This window comes from Enterobacter sp. UPMP2061 (assembly GCF_053709615.1).
This window is the reverse complement of the sequence record NZ_JBSKJP010000012.1, coordinates 104,504-120,106: the sequence shown is the minus strand read 5'-3', so window position 1 is coordinate 120,106 and position 15,603 is coordinate 104,504. Positions and strand designations below refer to the sequence as shown.

At 53.0% G+C, this 15,603-nt stretch carries 15 protein-coding genes and 1 rRNA gene; 8 read left to right on the top strand and 8 right to left on the bottom strand.

All coding sequences use genetic code 11. The features are described 5' to 3' along the window. Positions 1-22: 22 nt before the first annotated feature. Positions 23-138: ribosomal RNA gene (gene rrf / locus ACWKXX_RS19040) — 5S ribosomal RNA — on the top strand. Positions 139-237: 99 nt separating this feature from the next. Here rrf and mobB read toward each other — a convergent pair. Together mobB and mobA are read right to left on the bottom strand one after the other, a co-directional pair. Beyond that, positions 238-741, bottom strand: coding sequence for a molybdopterin-guanine dinucleotide biosynthesis protein MobB (gene mobB / locus ACWKXX_RS19035; RefSeq protein WP_261665874.1), 504 nt, complete (start codon positions 739-741; stop codon positions 238-240). Beyond that, on the bottom strand, positions 738-1,322 hold the full coding sequence (gene mobA / locus ACWKXX_RS19030) for a molybdenum cofactor guanylyltransferase MobA (RefSeq protein WP_017694040.1): 585 nt from the start codon (positions 1,320-1,322) through the stop codon (positions 738-740). Before mobA ends, mobB begins: the two co-directional genes overlap by 4 nt. A gap of 68 nt (positions 1,323-1,390) precedes the next feature. Between mobA and ACWKXX_RS19025 the strand changes: the two genes are divergently transcribed. The 3 genes from ACWKXX_RS19025 (at position 1,391) to dsbA (ending at position 3,373) form a co-directional block, all read left to right on the top strand. Next, on the top strand, positions 1,391-1,660 hold the full coding sequence (locus tag ACWKXX_RS19025) for a YihD family protein (RefSeq protein ID WP_261665875.1): 270 nt from the start codon (positions 1,391-1,393) through the stop codon (positions 1,658-1,660). Between the two features lie 75 nt (positions 1,661-1,735). After that, entirely contained in the window at positions 1,736-2,722 is a 987-nt protein-coding gene (locus tag ACWKXX_RS19020; protein ID WP_023304658.1) for a serine/threonine protein kinase, read from the top strand. Between the two features lie 27 nt (positions 2,723-2,749). Further along, positions 2,750-3,373 carry a thiol:disulfide interchange protein DsbA gene (dsbA, locus tag ACWKXX_RS19015; protein ID WP_003861908.1) on the top strand — a complete coding sequence of 208 codons (624 nt, stop codon included), beginning with the start codon at positions 2,750-2,752 and terminating at the stop codon, positions 3,371-3,373. A 22-nt stretch (positions 3,374-3,395) separates the two neighbouring features. Here the strand turns inward: dsbA and ACWKXX_RS19010 are convergent, their stop codons facing one another. Then, positions 3,396-4,304 (bottom strand): acyltransferase, encoded by a 909-nt coding sequence (locus ACWKXX_RS19010; protein WP_032620765.1) that lies wholly within the window; start codon positions 4,302-4,304, stop codon positions 3,396-3,398. 439 nt (positions 4,305-4,743) lie between these two features. Here ACWKXX_RS19010 and polA point away from each other — a divergent pair, with 439 nt between their 5' ends. Together polA and ACWKXX_RS19000 are read left to right on the top strand one after the other, a co-directional pair. Then, positions 4,744-7,536 carry a DNA polymerase I gene (polA, locus tag ACWKXX_RS19005; RefSeq protein ID WP_063624500.1) on the top strand — a complete coding sequence of 931 codons (2,793 nt, stop codon included), beginning with the start codon at positions 4,744-4,746 and terminating at the stop codon, positions 7,534-7,536. A 166-nt stretch (positions 7,537-7,702) separates the two neighbouring features. Then, on the top strand, positions 7,703-7,750 hold the full coding sequence (locus ACWKXX_RS19000) for a spot 42 RNA, inhibition of DNA synthesis (protein WP_071892919.1): 48 nt from the start codon (positions 7,703-7,705) through the stop codon (positions 7,748-7,750). Positions 7,751-7,848: 98 nt separating this feature from the next. On the opposite strand, the gene yihA is transcribed toward ACWKXX_RS19000, so the two are convergent. Continuing rightward, positions 7,849-8,478 carry a ribosome biogenesis GTP-binding protein YihA/YsxC gene (yihA, locus tag ACWKXX_RS18995; RefSeq protein WP_003861913.1) on the bottom strand — a complete coding sequence of 210 codons (630 nt, stop codon included), beginning with the start codon at positions 8,476-8,478 and terminating at the stop codon, positions 7,849-7,851. A 579-nt stretch (positions 8,479-9,057) separates the two neighbouring features. Between yihA and yihI the strand changes: the two genes are divergently transcribed. After that, positions 9,058-9,573 (top strand): Der GTPase-activating protein YihI, encoded by a 516-nt coding sequence (gene yihI, locus ACWKXX_RS18990; protein ID WP_015569898.1) that lies wholly within the window; start codon positions 9,058-9,060, stop codon positions 9,571-9,573. A 188-nt stretch (positions 9,574-9,761) separates the two neighbouring features. Continuing rightward, positions 9,762-11,135 (top strand): oxygen-independent coproporphyrinogen III oxidase, encoded by a 1,374-nt coding sequence (gene hemN / locus ACWKXX_RS18985; RefSeq protein ID WP_015569899.1) that lies wholly within the window; start codon positions 9,762-9,764, stop codon positions 11,133-11,135. 100 nt (positions 11,136-11,235) lie between these two features. Here the strand turns inward: hemN and ACWKXX_RS18980 are convergent, their stop codons facing one another. From ACWKXX_RS18980 to glnA, 4 genes are all read right to left on the bottom strand, one after another. Continuing rightward, positions 11,236-11,346: a YshB family small membrane protein gene (locus tag ACWKXX_RS18980; protein ID WP_017382667.1), complete on the bottom strand. Its 111-nt coding sequence runs from the start codon at positions 11,344-11,346 to the stop codon at positions 11,236-11,238. A 110-nt stretch (positions 11,347-11,456) separates the two neighbouring features. Then, on the bottom strand, positions 11,457-12,869 hold the full coding sequence (gene glnG, locus ACWKXX_RS18975; protein ID WP_003861919.1) for a nitrogen regulation protein NR(I): 1,413 nt from the start codon (positions 12,867-12,869) through the stop codon (positions 11,457-11,459). Between the two features lie 11 nt (positions 12,870-12,880). Beyond that, complete coding sequence (glnL, locus tag ACWKXX_RS18970) at positions 12,881-13,930, bottom strand: nitrogen regulation protein NR(II) (RefSeq protein WP_003861923.1); 1,050 nt, start codon at positions 13,928-13,930, stop codon at positions 12,881-12,883. A gap of 167 nt (positions 13,931-14,097) precedes the next feature. Continuing rightward, complete coding sequence (gene glnA / locus ACWKXX_RS18965) at positions 14,098-15,507, bottom strand: glutamate--ammonia ligase (protein ID WP_003861925.1); 1,410 nt, start codon at positions 15,505-15,507, stop codon at positions 14,098-14,100. Positions 15,508-15,603: the final 96 nt, after the last annotated feature.

Below are 15,603 nucleotides of genomic sequence, written 5' to 3'. Positions count from 1 at the left end.
TGATACAGATTAACAGAATTTGCCTGGCGGCTTTAGCGCGGTGGTCCCACCTGACCCCATGCCGAACTCAGAAGTGAAACGCCGTAGCGCCGATGGTAGTGTGGGGTCTCCCCATGTGAGAGTAGGGAACTGCCAGGCATCAAACAAGTGAAGAGGCCATCCGGAAGGATGGCCTTTTTGCGTTTGTTTGTTGAAAAACGGCAGGCCGGGTAAGGCGAAGCCGCCACCCGGCAGATCTCAGACTGCACACCACGCCAAAATAAACGCTGCAATCCCCTCCACATTATTCAAATCCAGAACCGGTACTTCCAGCGACAACGCAACGTCACTGGCCACGGCAATCACATGCTCATCCAGCATTAGTTCGCTAACATCATGCCCGGCGCCGTTTCTGAACAGCAAGATCTTAGGCACGGCCTCATGCTTAAACCCCTCAACCAGCACCAGATCCAGCGTGGAGTGATCCATCCGGCTGACAAGATAAGCGAGATCCAGCGGTGCTTCATCCGGTGTTTCTGTCATTAACGCCCAGCGCTGGTTACTCGCCACCATCGTTTGTGCAGCGCCAGCCTTACGCAGCTCGTAGCTATCTTTCCCCGGCTTATCGACATCCATGTTATGGTGCGTATGCTTAATCAATCCTGGACGAATGCCTTTGGCGCAAAGTGCAGGTATTAGTTTTTTTAGCAGCGTAGTCTTCCCGGTGCCACTCCAGGCAGAGATCGCTAATGCGGGTATCATTTCTTCTCCTGCATTATCTGCAAATCTTCCGTCGTGTTTACATTCACAAACGCCGATTTCATGTCGCTGAAATCAACGGAATGCCCTCCGGACTGACGCATAAATACCATGACGCGCCGCTCTCCTGCGGCCAGGTAATCTTCCAGCGCGGATATTAACGAGCGATTAATCAATGCGATCGTTGGATGGTCGCGTTCACCGTCGTGTACCCAGACGACGGGAGCACCACCGCGCCGCTGCACCAGACGTTCAACCAGGCAGGACGGGATGAAGGGCGTATCACATGAACAAAAGAGAAACCACTCTCCATGCGACTGCTGCATAACGGAAAGCATTCCCGCCAGCGGACCGGGGTAGTCCACCAGGTTATCCTGATAAACCGGATACCCGCTGCGCTGATAAATATCAACATGTCGGTTAGCGCTGATCGCCATCGAGGACACCTGATCTGCAAGCGTATCAGCAACATGCTGCCATAATGGTGTGTTGTTCAGGAGCTGAAGCCCCTTATCCTTTCCGCCCATTCGCGTTGCCCTGCCCCCGGCCAGAACAACTCCGATGATTTCCTGGCATTGATTCACGAATATCGCCTCTTTTATTGTGGGATTGACCCTGCTAACGTGTCTCTCTAAATGAAAGGAGCACTACCATGAAATGTAAACGTCTTAATGAAGTCATTGAGCTTCTCCAGCCGGCCTGGCAAAAAGAGCCAGAGCTGAATCTGATGCAATTTTTACAGAAACTGGCGAAAGAGTCAGGTTTTGATGGCGAACTGGCAGACCTTTCTGACGACATCCTGATCTACCACCTGAAAATGCGTGACTCGGCTAAAGATGCTGTTATTCCTGGCATTCAGAAAGATTTTGAAGAGGATTTTAAAACCGCATTACTGCGTGCCCGAGGCGTAATTAAAGAGTAAAAGCTTGTAAGCGGAGCCACCGAAATCGCCACAAGATGATATCCTGAATCATTCGTATAATTTCCGGATGATCGGATGAACGACCAGGCTTTTACTTTCCAGACACTACACCCGGATACCATTATGGATGCGCTGTTCGAACAGGGTATTCGGGTGGATTCCGGGTTAACCCCTTTAAACAGCTACGAAAACCGTGTCTACCAATTTCAGGACGAAGAGCGCCAGCGCTTTGTCGTAAAGTTTTACCGTCCACAGCGCTGGTCCGCAGAACAAATTCAGGAAGAGCATCAGTTTGCCCACGATCTGCTGGATGACGATGTTCCCGTTGCGGCACCCATTAAATTCAATAACCAAACGCTGCTGACCCATCAGGGCTTTTACTACGCGGTATTTCCGAGCCTGGGCGGAAGACAGTTTGAGGCAGATAATATCGATCAGATGGAATGGGTTGCCCGCTATCTGGGGCGCATTCATCAGACGGGACGTAAAAAACCGTTTGTTGCCCGTCCGACGATTGGTGTTCAGGAATATCTTATTGAGCCGCGACAGGTATTCGAAACATCGGCGCTGATCCCGAATGCGCTAAAGGATAATTTCCTCACGGCGACCGATAAGCTTATTGATGCTGTAAAAGCCTGCTGGCTGGATGATATTACTACTCTGCGCCTGCACGGTGACTGCCACGCCGGGAATATTCTCTGGCGCGATGGCCCACTATTTGTCGATCTTGATGACGCACGTATGGGACCCGCGGTGCAGGATCTGTGGATGCTGCTCAACGGTGATAAAGCCGAGCAGCGCATGCAGCTTGAGACCATAATTGAAGCTTATGAAGAATTTAGCCCCTTTAATTCAGACGAAATTGCCTTGATAGAACCTTTACGTGCGATGCGATTTGTTTATTATCTCGCGTGGTTAATCAGGCGTTGGGAAGACCCGGCTTTTCCCCGAAATTTCCCCTGGCTTACCGGGGAGGATTACTGGCGCAACCAGATATCCACATTTACCGCGCAGGTTAAGGTTCTACAGGAACCCCCTTTGCAATTAACGCCGATGTATTAATTGGACACACCCAGGAGAGAGTTAATCATGAAAAAAATTTGGCTGGCGCTGGCTGGTATGATTCTGGCATTTAGCGCAACTGCTGCGCAGTTTACCGACGGCAAGCAGTACATTACGCTGGACAAGCCTGTTGCTGGCGAGCCTCAGGTGCTGGAGTTCTTCTCCTTCTACTGCCCGCACTGCTATGAGTTTGAGCAGGTACTTCATGTTTCTGACAACGTGAAGAAAAAGCTGCCGGAAGGCACCAAAATGACGAAATACCACGTTGAGTTCCTTGGCCCACTGGGTAAAGATCTGACTCAGGCATGGGCGGTCGCGATTGCGCTGGGTGTGGAAGATAAGATCACCGCGCCTATGTTTGAAGCCGTACAGAAAACCCAGACAGTACAAACTACGGCAGATATCCGTAAAGTGTTCGTGGATGCCGGTGTTAAAGGTGAAGACTACGACGCTGCCTGGAACAGTTTCGTGGTGAAATCTCTCGTGGCACAGCAGGAAAAAGCTGCCGCTGACTTCCAGTTGCAGGGCGTGCCGGCGATGTATGTTAACGGCAAATACCAGGTGAATATGCGTGGTATGGACACGACCAGCATGGATATCTTCGTACAACAGTACGCTGATACCGTGAAATACCTGGTTGAGAAAAAGTAACAAACATAAAGAAAAACGCCGGTCACTGACCGGCGTTTTTGTATGAAGATTTAATCTTAGCTATCTGCTCGTCTTTCTCTTTCCAGAGTGTATTAAGCCAAAGCTGGAAACGACGTTTGAAGTTTTTATCGTTGACATAATCCCCGTGCAGTTCAGTGTTGACGGGCATCAGATCAACGCGGACAACGATACGCGTCAGCCTGCCGCTGAGCATATCGTAGAACGGCGTCCTGTCATTTTCCGGATAGCAGAGCGTTACGTTCAACAATTTATCGAACTGCTCACCCAGCACGTTGAGCGCCATTGCGATGCCCGCAGCCTTTGGCGGCAACAGGTTCTGATAAGGAGAACGAGTCTGCTGGCGCTTCTCTTCGGTAAAGCGTGATCCTTCGACGAAGTTAACAATGGTGGTGGGATGCGCGCGAAACTTTTCGCAAGAACGGCGCGTGGTTTCCACGTCCTTACCGCGGCGTTCCGGATGACGAATTAAATAGCTGCGTGAATAGCGTTTCATAAACGGCATATCCAGCGCCCAGCAGGCCAGTCCAATGAAAGGCACCCAGGCCAGCTGCTGTTTCAGAAAGTATTTGTTCATCGGAATGTGTTTGCGAAACAGTACGCACAATACAACGATGTCGGCCCAGCTGTGGTGATTGCAGATCAGCAGATACCAGTTCTTTTTGTTCAGCTTCTCCAGCCCCTGAACATCCCACTTCAGCCAGGGGTTCAGATGCAGCAGGATCGCCAGCCCTTCACACCAGCAGTACATCATAAAATTACAAAAAGCAGACACCGCGCGCCATACCGGAGGGACAGGCAGCAGAAGTTTAATTATTCCGGCAACGATGATTGGCACAGAACAGGCGATGGTAACCAGAATAGTTAAAATGACGCTTAACCATAATGTTATCGCTGCGAGTATTCTCGACATAATGAATTTATTCAGATAGTTAGCTGTAATTGAGCAGCCGGCTATCCGGTGCTGGGCGCCGATCTTATCAGAAATTCGCTCAGACCAGGGCGGTTTCACACCAGGAGGCTGCGGCTTTTCCTGCCAGGCAGCGAATTTTTGCATATAGACAGAGTGCTTAAGTCTTATATCCACATAGACTAAATAAACATCAGTGAAGCGCGATCTTAAGTGATCTTATAGCAATGCTTTGATTTTATTATATAAATAAGTTTTCAGTATCACTTTTATAAAGCTGTTATTCACCTGTATTAAAAATATGCACAAACTTATCCACAGTTTTGTTTTGCGAGCGATCTTCCCGATCGCAAAATCTTTTTCTGTATAAAGCGCTAAAACCTGATGTTTTCATCCTTCTGTGGCATCCTTTACCCATAAATTCATAAAAGGCACGGACATTATGGTTCAGATCCCAGAAAACCCACTTATACTCGTCGATGGCTCTTCTTACCTGTATCGGGCGTATCATGCGTTTCCTCCTCTGACCAACAGCGCAGGGGAACCTACCGGCGCAATGTACGGCGTGCTGAATATGCTTCGCAGCCTGATTCTGCAATACCATCCAACCCATGCGGCCGTGGTGTTTGATGCGAAGGGTAAAACCTTCCGCGATGAATTATTTGAGCATTACAAATCTCACCGTCCCCCTATGCCTGACGATCTGCGCGCGCAGATTGAACCGCTGCACGCTATGGTGAAAGCGATGGGGCTGCCACTGCTGGCGGTCTCAGGCGTTGAAGCTGACGACGTAATTGGTACCCTGGCGCGCGAAGCGGAAAAAGCAGGCCGCCCGGTTCTGATCAGTACCGGTGATAAAGATATGGCGCAGCTGGTAACGCCAGGGATCACGCTGATCAACACCATGACCAACACCATTCTTGGCCCGGAAGAAGTGGTCGCCAAATATGGCGTGCCGCCAGAGCTCATTATTGATTTCCTCGCCCTGATGGGCGATTCCTCGGATAACATTCCTGGCGTACCGGGCGTGGGTGAAAAAACAGCTCAGGCGCTGCTGCAAGGGCTGGGCGGGCTGGATACGCTGTATGCAGAGTCCGACAAAATTGCTGGTCTTACCTTCCGTGGCGCAAAAACCATGGCCGGAAAGCTTGCCGATAACAAAGAGGTGGCTTATCTCTCCTATCAGTTAGCTACCATCAAAACTGACGTAGAGCTGGAGCTTACCTGCGAGCAGCTGGAAGTGCAGGAACCCGCCGCCGACGAACTGCTTGGCCTGTTCAAAAAATACGAATTTAAACGCTGGACCGCGGATGTTGAAGCCGGGAAATGGCTTCAGGCTAAAGGGGCTAAACCTGCGGCGAAGCCGAAAGAGACCATCGTTGTCGATGCCGAAGAGCAGGCAGAAGAAGAGGCAATAGCGCTCTCCTTTGACAACTATGAAACCATCCTTGAAGAGTCACGGCTCGTCGCCTGGATTGAAAAGCTGAAAAAAGCGCCAGTATTTGCTTTCGATACCGAAACGGACAGCCTCGATAACATTACGGCTAATATGGTGGGCCTGTCATTCGCAACGGAGCCGGGTATTGCCGCCTATGTTCCGGTTGCTCACGACTATCTGGATGCGCCGGAGCAAATCTCCCGCGAGCGCGCCTTAGAACTGCTGAAGCCGATTCTGGAAGACGAGAAAGCGCTGAAGGTCGGGCAAAACCTGAAGTATGACCGCGGTATTCTGCAAAACTACGGCATTGAGCTGCGTGGTATCGCTTTTGACACCATGCTGGAATCTTACATTCTGGACAGCGTGGCGGGTCGCCATGATATGGATTCCTTATCCGATCGTTGGCTGAAACACAAAACCATCACCTTTGAAGAAATTGCCGGTAAGGGCAAAAATCAGCTGACTTTTAACCAGATCGCGCTGGAAGAAGCAGGCCGCTACGCCGCAGAAGACGCTGACGTCACGCTACAATTGCATCTCAAAATGTGGCCGAAATTGCAGAAGCACGAAGGGCCGCTGAATGTGTTCCAGAACATTGAGATGCCGCTGGTGCCTGTGCTGTCCCGCATTGAGCGTAACGGCGTTAAAATCGACCCAACGGTGCTGCATAACCACTCTGGTGAGCTGGCGCAGCGCCTGACCGAGCTTGAACAGAAAGCGCATGAGCTTGCTGGCGAGGCATTTAACCTGTCGTCACCGAAACAGCTGCAAACCATCCTGTTTGAAAAACAGGGTATCAAGCCGCTGAAGAAAACCCCGGGCGGCGCCCCTTCAACGTCTGAAGAGGTGCTGGAAGAGCTGGCGCTGGACTATCCGCTGCCAAAAGTTATTCTGCAATACCGCGGTCTGGCTAAGCTGAAATCGACCTATACCGACAAACTGCCGTTGATGATTAACCCGAAAACGGGCCGCGTGCATACCTCCTATCATCAGGCTGTGGCGGCGACCGGGCGACTTTCGTCAACCGATCCCAACCTTCAGAACATTCCGGTGCGTAATGAAGAGGGTCGTCGTATTCGCCAGGCTTTCATTGCGCCAGAGGATTATCTGATTGTCTCCGCGGACTACTCGCAAATCGAACTGCGTATTATGGCGCACCTGTCACGCGACAAAGGCCTGCTGACGGCCTTTGCCGAAGGGAAGGACATCCACCGGGCAACCGCTGCCGAAGTGTTTGGGCTGCCGCTGGAGAGCGTGACAAACGAGCAGCGTCGTAGTGCAAAAGCGATCAACTTCGGTCTGATTTACGGCATGAGTGCCTTTGGTCTTTCACGCCAGCTCAATATTCCGCGTAAAGAGTCGCAGAAGTATATGGATCTCTACTTCGAGCGGTATCCGGGCGTGCTGGAATATATGGAACGTACCCGCGCGCAGGCGAAAGAGAAAGGCTACGTTGAAACGCTGGATGGGCGCCGTCTCTACCTTCCGGATATCAAATCCAGCAACGCCGCGCGTCGCGCGGGTGCTGAACGTGCTGCGATCAACGCCCCCATGCAGGGCACTGCGGCGGACATCATTAAACGCGCAATGATCGCTGTCGATGCCTGGCTCGAAAAAGAGAAGCCGCGCGTGAAAATGATCATGCAGGTACACGATGAACTGGTCTTTGAAGTTCATAAAGACGATCTGGATACGGTCTCTCAGAAGATCCATGAACTGATGGAAAACAGCATGAAGCTGGACGTTCCGTTGCTGGTGGAAGTGGGTAGCGGCGAAAACTGGGATCAGGCTCACTAAGGGTTAACGTAATAACGCGCGTTTTATGTAAGTAAGCAACATAAGTACGCGCGTTTTGTGACGATCATTAGAATTCCCTATGTAAAGAATGAAAAAAAACTACAAAAAGTGCTTTGTCCAGCGATAAAAAAAGAGTAGAGTTAACGACGTAGGGTACAGAGGTAAGATGTTCTATCTTTCAGACCTTTTACTTCACGTAATCGGATTTGGCTGAATATTTTAGCCGCCCCAGTCAGTAATGACTGGGGCGTTTTTTATTGCGGCAAAGAAAGTTTCTGGCAAAAAAAAGCGCGGTCATCGCCGCGCCTGTTGTTACTCTGCTTCCGCTTCAGTCGCCGGTTCCAGATCGTTAAACCAGCTGTCGAGCTTCTGTCGCAGTTTATCCACGCCCTGCTTTTTCAGCGAGGAGAACGGTTCAACCTGTACATCACCGTTGAATGCCAGCACCGCTTCACGAACCTTGTTCACCTGCGCCTTGCGCGCGCCGCTTGCCAGCTTATCCGCTTTTGTCAGCAGCACCAGCACCGCAATATCGCTTGCCACCGCCCAGTCAATCATCTGCTGGTCGAGATCTTTTAGCGGATGGCGAATATCCATTAGCACCACCAGACCTTTCAGACACATGCGTTTTTCCAGGTATTCGCCCAGCGCACGCTGCCATTTGATCTTCATCTCTTCCGGTACCTGCGCGTAACCGTAGCCCGGTAAATCGACCAGGCGTTTGCCTTCAGCCACTTCAAACAGGTTAATCAGCTGAGTACGGCCAGGTGTTTTTGAGGTACGCGCCAGGTTTTTCTGATTGGTGAGCGTATTCAGGGCACTGGATTTTCCCGCATTGGAGCGGCCAGCAAATGCCACTTCAATCCCTGTGTCTGAGGGCAGGTGGCGAATATCGGGCGCACTGGTGACAAAATGCGTCTGTTGGTAGTTCCAGGTAGTCACGTGGTCGTCTCCAAAAATCGTAATCTGCGGGGATTATACCTGAATGCGGGCAAAAGGCTTTTCCCTTCGTCATTGACATGTAAGTGAAAGCCCTACGGAATGTAAGAGATCTGCCCTTAAGCGTATGAGAAATTTAAGAGAAATCGCAGGCGCTAAAAAACTCAAAATATTAAAATTCAAAGAGTTATTAATGAGTAATTATCTGAAAATCCGGTTTTGTACCTTTTCATAGCTTGTTAGTTTAAGGGAACAAGGTAAAGTGTGTGCCAGGGCGAGGATGCCAACAGGATAACGACTTAAGGATAAGGGTCAGGAGCGCCAGGAGGCGAAGACTCAGGATTGTCAGGACGACCGGCGCCTGGAGGCGTTTTTAACAGGAAACGGAACCGTATCACGGACGGTAGTAGCCAAGGGATAAACAGGGTTTGTTGCAGGCAAACAGGGAATGTCTGACCCGTTAAGGGTTGTGAGTCAGGAAAAAAGGCGACAGATTGCTCTGTCGCCTTTTTTCTTTGCTTGCTTTCTGCTAGATTTCGCCGCAATTCTATACTGAAGAAAACGACTTAAAGATAAAACATCATGAAAAAACCGACCTCCGCTGCGGGCGTGAAACGCCCTGCAAAAGCACGCCGCAAAACGCGCGAAGAACTGAATCAGGAAGCGCGCGATCGCAAACGCGATAAAAAACATCGTGGCCATGCTGCGGGTAGCCGTGCTAACGGTGGCGGTGCCGCAGGCGCTTCTGCAAAAGGCAAACAGCAGAAAGATCCTCGTATCGGCAGTAAAACTCCCATTCCACTGGGCGTGACAGACACGCCGGTGACTAAGCAGCACAAACCAAAGAGCGAGAAACCTATGCTTTCACCGCAGGCTGAGCTGGATATGCTGGAGAACGATGAGCGCCTGGATGCGCTGCTGGAACGTCTTGAAGAGGGTGAAACCCTGACCGCTGAAGAGCAGTCCTGGGTGGACGCCAAACTGGACCGCATTGATGAACTGATGCAGAAGCTGGGTCTGTCCTACGATGATGAAGAAGACGAAGAGGAAGACGAAAAGCAGGAAGATATGATGCGTCTGCTGAAAGGTGGAAACTAACATTTGCACCCGGCAGGTACACTCGTCCTGCTTATAACCCTTCCGGTTATATGTTATCTGGTGTGGTTATTCGTTAAACTACGGCGGTTGTCGCGGCGACAGAAGTGGCTGCGCACCCGAATGATGTCCCGCAACGGGACCAGAACGGGCCGCCGTATACGAACGCGACACCAACGGAAGGAGTGAGCATGTCTGTACCATCTATCGACTGGGATTTGGCCCTGATCCAGAAATATAACTATTCCGGGCCGCGTTATACCTCATACCCCACCGCGCTGGAGTTTTCTGATGCTTTCGGCGAGGCGGATTTTCAGCAAGCTGTGGCGCGCTATCCCGAGCGCCCGCTGTCGCTCTACGTCCATATTCCGTTCTGCCATAAGCTCTGCTACTTCTGCGGCTGCAATAAAATCGTTACCCGCCAGCAGCACAAAGCCGATCAATACCTCGATGCGCTCGAACAGGAAATTCTGCACCGCGCACCGCTGTTTAAAGGGCGTCACGTCAGCCAGCTTCACTGGGGCGGTGGTACGCCAACTTATCTGAATAAAGCGCAGATCAGCCGCCTGATGGCGCTGCTGCGCGGCAATTTTAGTTTTAACGACGACGCCGAAATTTCGATCGAGGTCGATCCGCGTGAAATCGAGCTGGATGTGCTGGATCATTTACGCGCCGAAGGTTTCAACCGCCTGAGTATGGGCGTACAGGACTTCAACAAAGAAGTACAGCGCCTGGTAAACCGCGAGCAGGACGAAGCGTTTATCTTTGCCTTACTCAACCATGCGCGTGAAATCGGCTTTACCTCAACGAATATAGACCTGATTTACGGCCTGCCGAAGCAGACGCCGGAGAGCTTCGCCTACACGCTTAAACGCGTGGCTGAGCTTAACCCGGACCGTCTGAGCGTCTTTAACTATGCGCACCTGCCGACGCTGTTCGCCGCTCAGCGCAAAATCAAAGATGCGGATCTGCCTTCCGCCCAGCAGAAGCTGGACATTTTGCAGGAGACCATCGCCTCGCTGACCGAAACCGGCTATCAGTTTATCGGAATGGATCACTTTGCCCGCCCTGACGATGAACTGGCGATTGCCCAGCGCGAAGGTGTTCTCCACCGTAACTTCCAGGGCTACACCACCCAGGGCGATACCGATCTGCTCGGAATGGGCGTCTCCGCCATCAGCATGATTGGCGACTGCTACGCCCAGAATCAGAAAGAGCTGAAGCTGTACTATCAGCAGATAGACGAAACCGGCAACGCGCTGTGGCGCGGCATTGCGCTAACGCGCGACGACTGCATCCGTCGTGATGTGATTAAGGCGCTTATCTGCAACTTCCGTCTCGAATTTCGCGAGGTGGAGTCGCAATGGGATCTGCAATTCAGCGATTACTTTGCCGAAGACCTGAAGCTTCTGGCGCCGCTGGCGAAAGACGGGCTGGTGGATGTGTCGGAGAGTGCGGTTGTCGTCACGCCGAAAGGACGTCTGTTGATTCGTAATATCTGCATGTGCTTCGATGCCTATCTGCGTCAGAAGGCGCGTTTACAGCAGTTCTCGCGGGTGATTTGAGCTGTAATGCCGGGTGGCGGCTTTGCCTTACCCGGCCTACTTAAGTGCGAGATGTAGGCCGGGTAAGCGAAGCGCCACCCGGCTTTTCATCGACAGCTCGTTAGCTAAACAGCCCAACCAGTGCCGCACACAATACCGCCGCAACGGCAGTTTGTGGCGTGTGGCTTTCTGCTGCTCCGCTCGAAAGCAAAGTCACTAATGATTCCAGCATGATGCTCCCCCCTGTTTCCGGGCACGATCATACAAAACTCATCGGAACAGTAAAGCGCAAAATAACGGCACTTTGCGCTCAATTAGTAACCTTTACACAGCGGAGTAAGATCACTCCATTCCCAGCTCTTTCAGCTTGCGCGTCAGGGTGTTTCGACCCCATCCCAACAGGCGAGCCGCTTCCTGTTTGTGGCCCTGGGTATGACGAAGCGCGGTAGTCAACAGCGTGCGCTCCATCTCAGGCTGCGCTTCGGAGAGCAGATTTTGATGACCGGAACGCAGCGCGCGATCTGCCCACTGCGCCAGCAGCGTCGCCCAGCTGTCCGGCAGCGCATGTCCGGCGGTGCTTTCGGGCACGGTGGCTTCAAACAGCTCGGCGGGGAGATCCTGAATCAACACTTCCTGTCCGGCGGCCATCACGGTCAGCCAGCGACAGGTGTTTTCCAGCTGACGCACGTTGCCCGGCCACGCCAGACGGGTGAGGGCGGCATCCGTTTCCGGATGAAGCTGCTTGGCTTCCACGCCCAGCTCGCGGGCCGCCACTTGCAGGAAATGGCGCGCCAGACGCGGGATATCTTCCCGACGCTCGCGCAGCGGCGGGAGGTGGACGCGGATCACGTTCAGACGATGGAATAAATCCTCACGGAATTTCCCCTCCTGCACGCGCAGCTCCAGGTTCTGGTGCGTCGCGGCAATAATACGCACGTCCACCTTCACCGGCGCATAGCCGCCCACGCGGTAAAACTGGCCATCTGCCAGCACGCGCAGCAGTCGGGTCTGAACATCCAGCGGCATATCGCCGATTTCATCCAGGAATAGCGTTCCGCCGTCAGCCTGTTCAAAGCGTCCCTGACGAATGGTATTTGCCCCGGTAAACGCCCCTTTTTCGTGGCCGAACAGCTCAGATTCAATCAAATCTTTAGGGATCGCCGCCATGTTCAGGGCGATGAAAGGCGCTTTCGCCCGCGGGCTGTGGCGATGCAGGGCGTGTGCGACCAGCTCTTTACCGGTCCCTGATTCTCCGTTAATCAAGACGCTGATAGACGAGCGCGACAGACGCCCGATGATGCGAAACACGTCCTGCATGGCTGGCGCTTCACCGATGATGTCCGTCGTAGGCCCGAAATCCGGCGCGTGGCGGGGCTGCTGTTGCTCCTGATAGTGGCTGATGGCGCGTTCGACCAGGGCAACGGCTTCGTCGATATCAAACGGTTTTGGCAGGTAATCAAACGCCCCCTGCTGGTAGGCGCTAACGGCGGCATCCAGGTCGGAGTGGGCGGTCATTATGATGACCGGAAGCATGGGGTGGCGCTGTTTGATCTGCTTTAAGAGCGCCAGTCCGTCCATGCCCGGCATGCGAATATCCGAGAGCAGAACGTCCGGCGTTTTGGTGGTGAGTGCGTCGAGCACTTCGCTGCCGCTCTCAAACGTCGTGCAGCTTAATCCCGCTCCTGTGAGCGCGCGTTCAAGCACCCAACGGATGGAGCTATCGTCATCGACTACCCAGACTATCCCTCGTTGCATAAACGTCACCTTTATTTTTTAATCGGCAGGAAAACCGAAAACTCGGTATGTCCCGGCCAACTGGTAAATTCAATTTTGCCGGAGTGTTGGTCAATCAAATTACGGGCTATGGATAACCCCAGCCCGGTGCCGCCTTCGCGACCGCTGACCATCGGGTAGAACAGGGTGTCCTGGAGATGCGGCGGGATCCCCGGCCCGTTATCTTCCACATCAATACGTGCCGCCAGACGATAACGCACGCCGTGCAGCGTCAGCTGGAACGCGGTGCGGGTACGCAGAATAATTTCGCCACCCTCCGGGCCCAGCGCCTGCAACGCGTTACGCACAATGTTCAACAGCACCTGTTCAATCTGGTCCGGATCGTGCGCCAGCTCCGGCAGGCTTGGGTCGTAATCACGCACCAGCGTGACGTTATCCGGCAGCTCCATAGAGACGAGTTTCACCACCCGCTCCGCGACCTTGTGAATGCTTTCTGAAACATGCATCCCCGGCTGCTGCGGCCCGAGCAGACGATCGACCAGATTACGCAGACGGTCCGCCTGCTCGATAATGACGTTGGTATACTCCGCCAGGGCAGGGTCAGGCAGCGCTTTGGTCAAAAGCTGTGCCGCACCGCGTAAGCCGCCCAGCGGGTTTTTAATTTCATGAGCCAGCCCGCGTACCAGGTCGCGCGCCGCAATCTGCTGAGCATGCTGTAGCTGCTCCTGGCTGAGACGACGCTGGTTATCCATCGGCGCCATTTCCAGCAGAATCATGCCATCTGGCAGGCGCTGTGCGGTGAGGGACAAAATATGCGAGCGTCCGTCAATCACCAGCGTCACTTCGTTATCGGTGAAGCCCTGACCCGCCTGCAAACTCTCCTGCATCAGACCAATATTCAGCGAGAAATAGCTCAGCAGTTCAGGCAGCGGCGTGCCAAACAGTTTACGGGCGCTTTGAGCGAGCAGCTGCTGCGCCGCCGGGTTGGCGTAATGCACCGCCAGCTCGTCGTCGACCAGCAAGATACTGTTAATCAAAGAATTGAGGATCTGCCCAGCATCGGGCAGCGTGCCAGTTGCCATTCAGCAGTCTCCTGGAGTCGTTGCACTATTTTAGTGCAGTATAGCGTTTTAGAGGTAAAAAGCGCGTGAGATCAGGTTGTTGGTGGAGAAAAAAGCCCATCCGAAGATGGGCTAAAGTTTCCACGGCAACTACTCCCGACGCGTATGCGCCGGGTAAAACAAATCAATTAAACGCTGTAGTACAGTTCGAACTCAACCGGGTGCGGCGTCATGCGAACGCGGTCGTTTTCTTCGGTACGCAGCGCGATGTAAGCGTCGATCGCTTCATCGGTGAACACGCCGCCAGCGGTCAGGAACTCACGGTCTGCGTCCAGCGCTTGCAGGGCTTCTTCCAGAGAGCCGGCAACCTGTGGGATCTCTTTCGCTTCTTCTGGCGGCAGGTCGTACAGGTTTTTGTCCATGGCTTCGCCCGGGTGGATCTTGTTCTTGATACCGTCCAGACCGGCCATCAGCAGTGCTGCGAAGCACAGGTATGGGTTAGCCGCCGGGTCCGGGAAGCGCACTTCGATACGACGCGCTTTCGGAGACGCCACCACCGGGATACGGATAGAAGCAGAACGGTTACGGGCAGAGTACGCCAGCATCACCGGTGCCTCGTAGCCTGGGACCAGACGCTTGTAGGAGTTGGTGGTCGGGTTCGCCAGGGCGTTGATCGCTTTAGCGTGTTTGATAACACCGCCGATGTAGTGCAGCGCCTGCTCAGACAGACCCGCGTATTTGTCGCCAGAGAACAGGTTGGTGCCGTTCTTGGACAGGGACATGTGGCAGTGCATGCCGGAACCGTTGTCGCCGAACATGGGTTTTGGCATGAAGGTCGCGGTTTTACCGAAACGGTGCGCAACGTTATGCACAACGTATTTGTAGATCTGAATCTCATCCGCTTTCTTGGTCATGGTGTTGAAGCGGGTAGCGATTTCGTTCTGGCCAGCCGTTGCCACTTCGTGGTGGTGCGCTTCAACAACCAGGCCCATCTCTTCCATGATCAGACACATGGTAGAACGGATGTCCTGTGAAGAATCGACCGGAGGAACCGGGAAGTAACCGCCTTTCACGCCCGGACGGTGACCTTTGTTACCACCTTCGTATTTGGTGGAAGAGTTCCATGCGCCTTCGATGTCATCGATAGCGACGTGGGAACCAGAAATGGAAGCACCAAAACGGATGTCGTCGAACAGGAAGAACTCTGGCTCTGGCCCGAACAGAACGGTGTCTGCGATGCCGGTAGAACGCAGGTACTCTTCAGCGCGTTTTGCGATGGAGCGTGGGTCACGGTCATAGCCTTGCAGCGTGCCAGGTTCCAGGATATCGCAGCGGATGATCAGCGTAGGTTCTTCGTAGAACGGGTCAATGAGCGCAGTGGTTGCATCTGGCATCAGAACCATGTCGGATTCGTTAATGCCTTTCCAGCCGCCAATGGAGGAGCCGTCAAACATTTTGCCTTCTTCAAAGAATTCGGCGTTCACCTGATGAGCAGGGATCGTGACGTGCTGTTCTTTACCTTTGGTATCGGTGAAGCGCAGATCAACAAACTTCACTTCATGTTCGTTCAGCATCGTCAAAACGTGTTCAGCGGACATACTTAACTCTCCAGATTGGTCATTGTCGTCGTGGTAACGAGGTCTTCAAATCGGCTGGGCTGCCATATTTTTACTGTATTTCTGTAAAGCGAAATC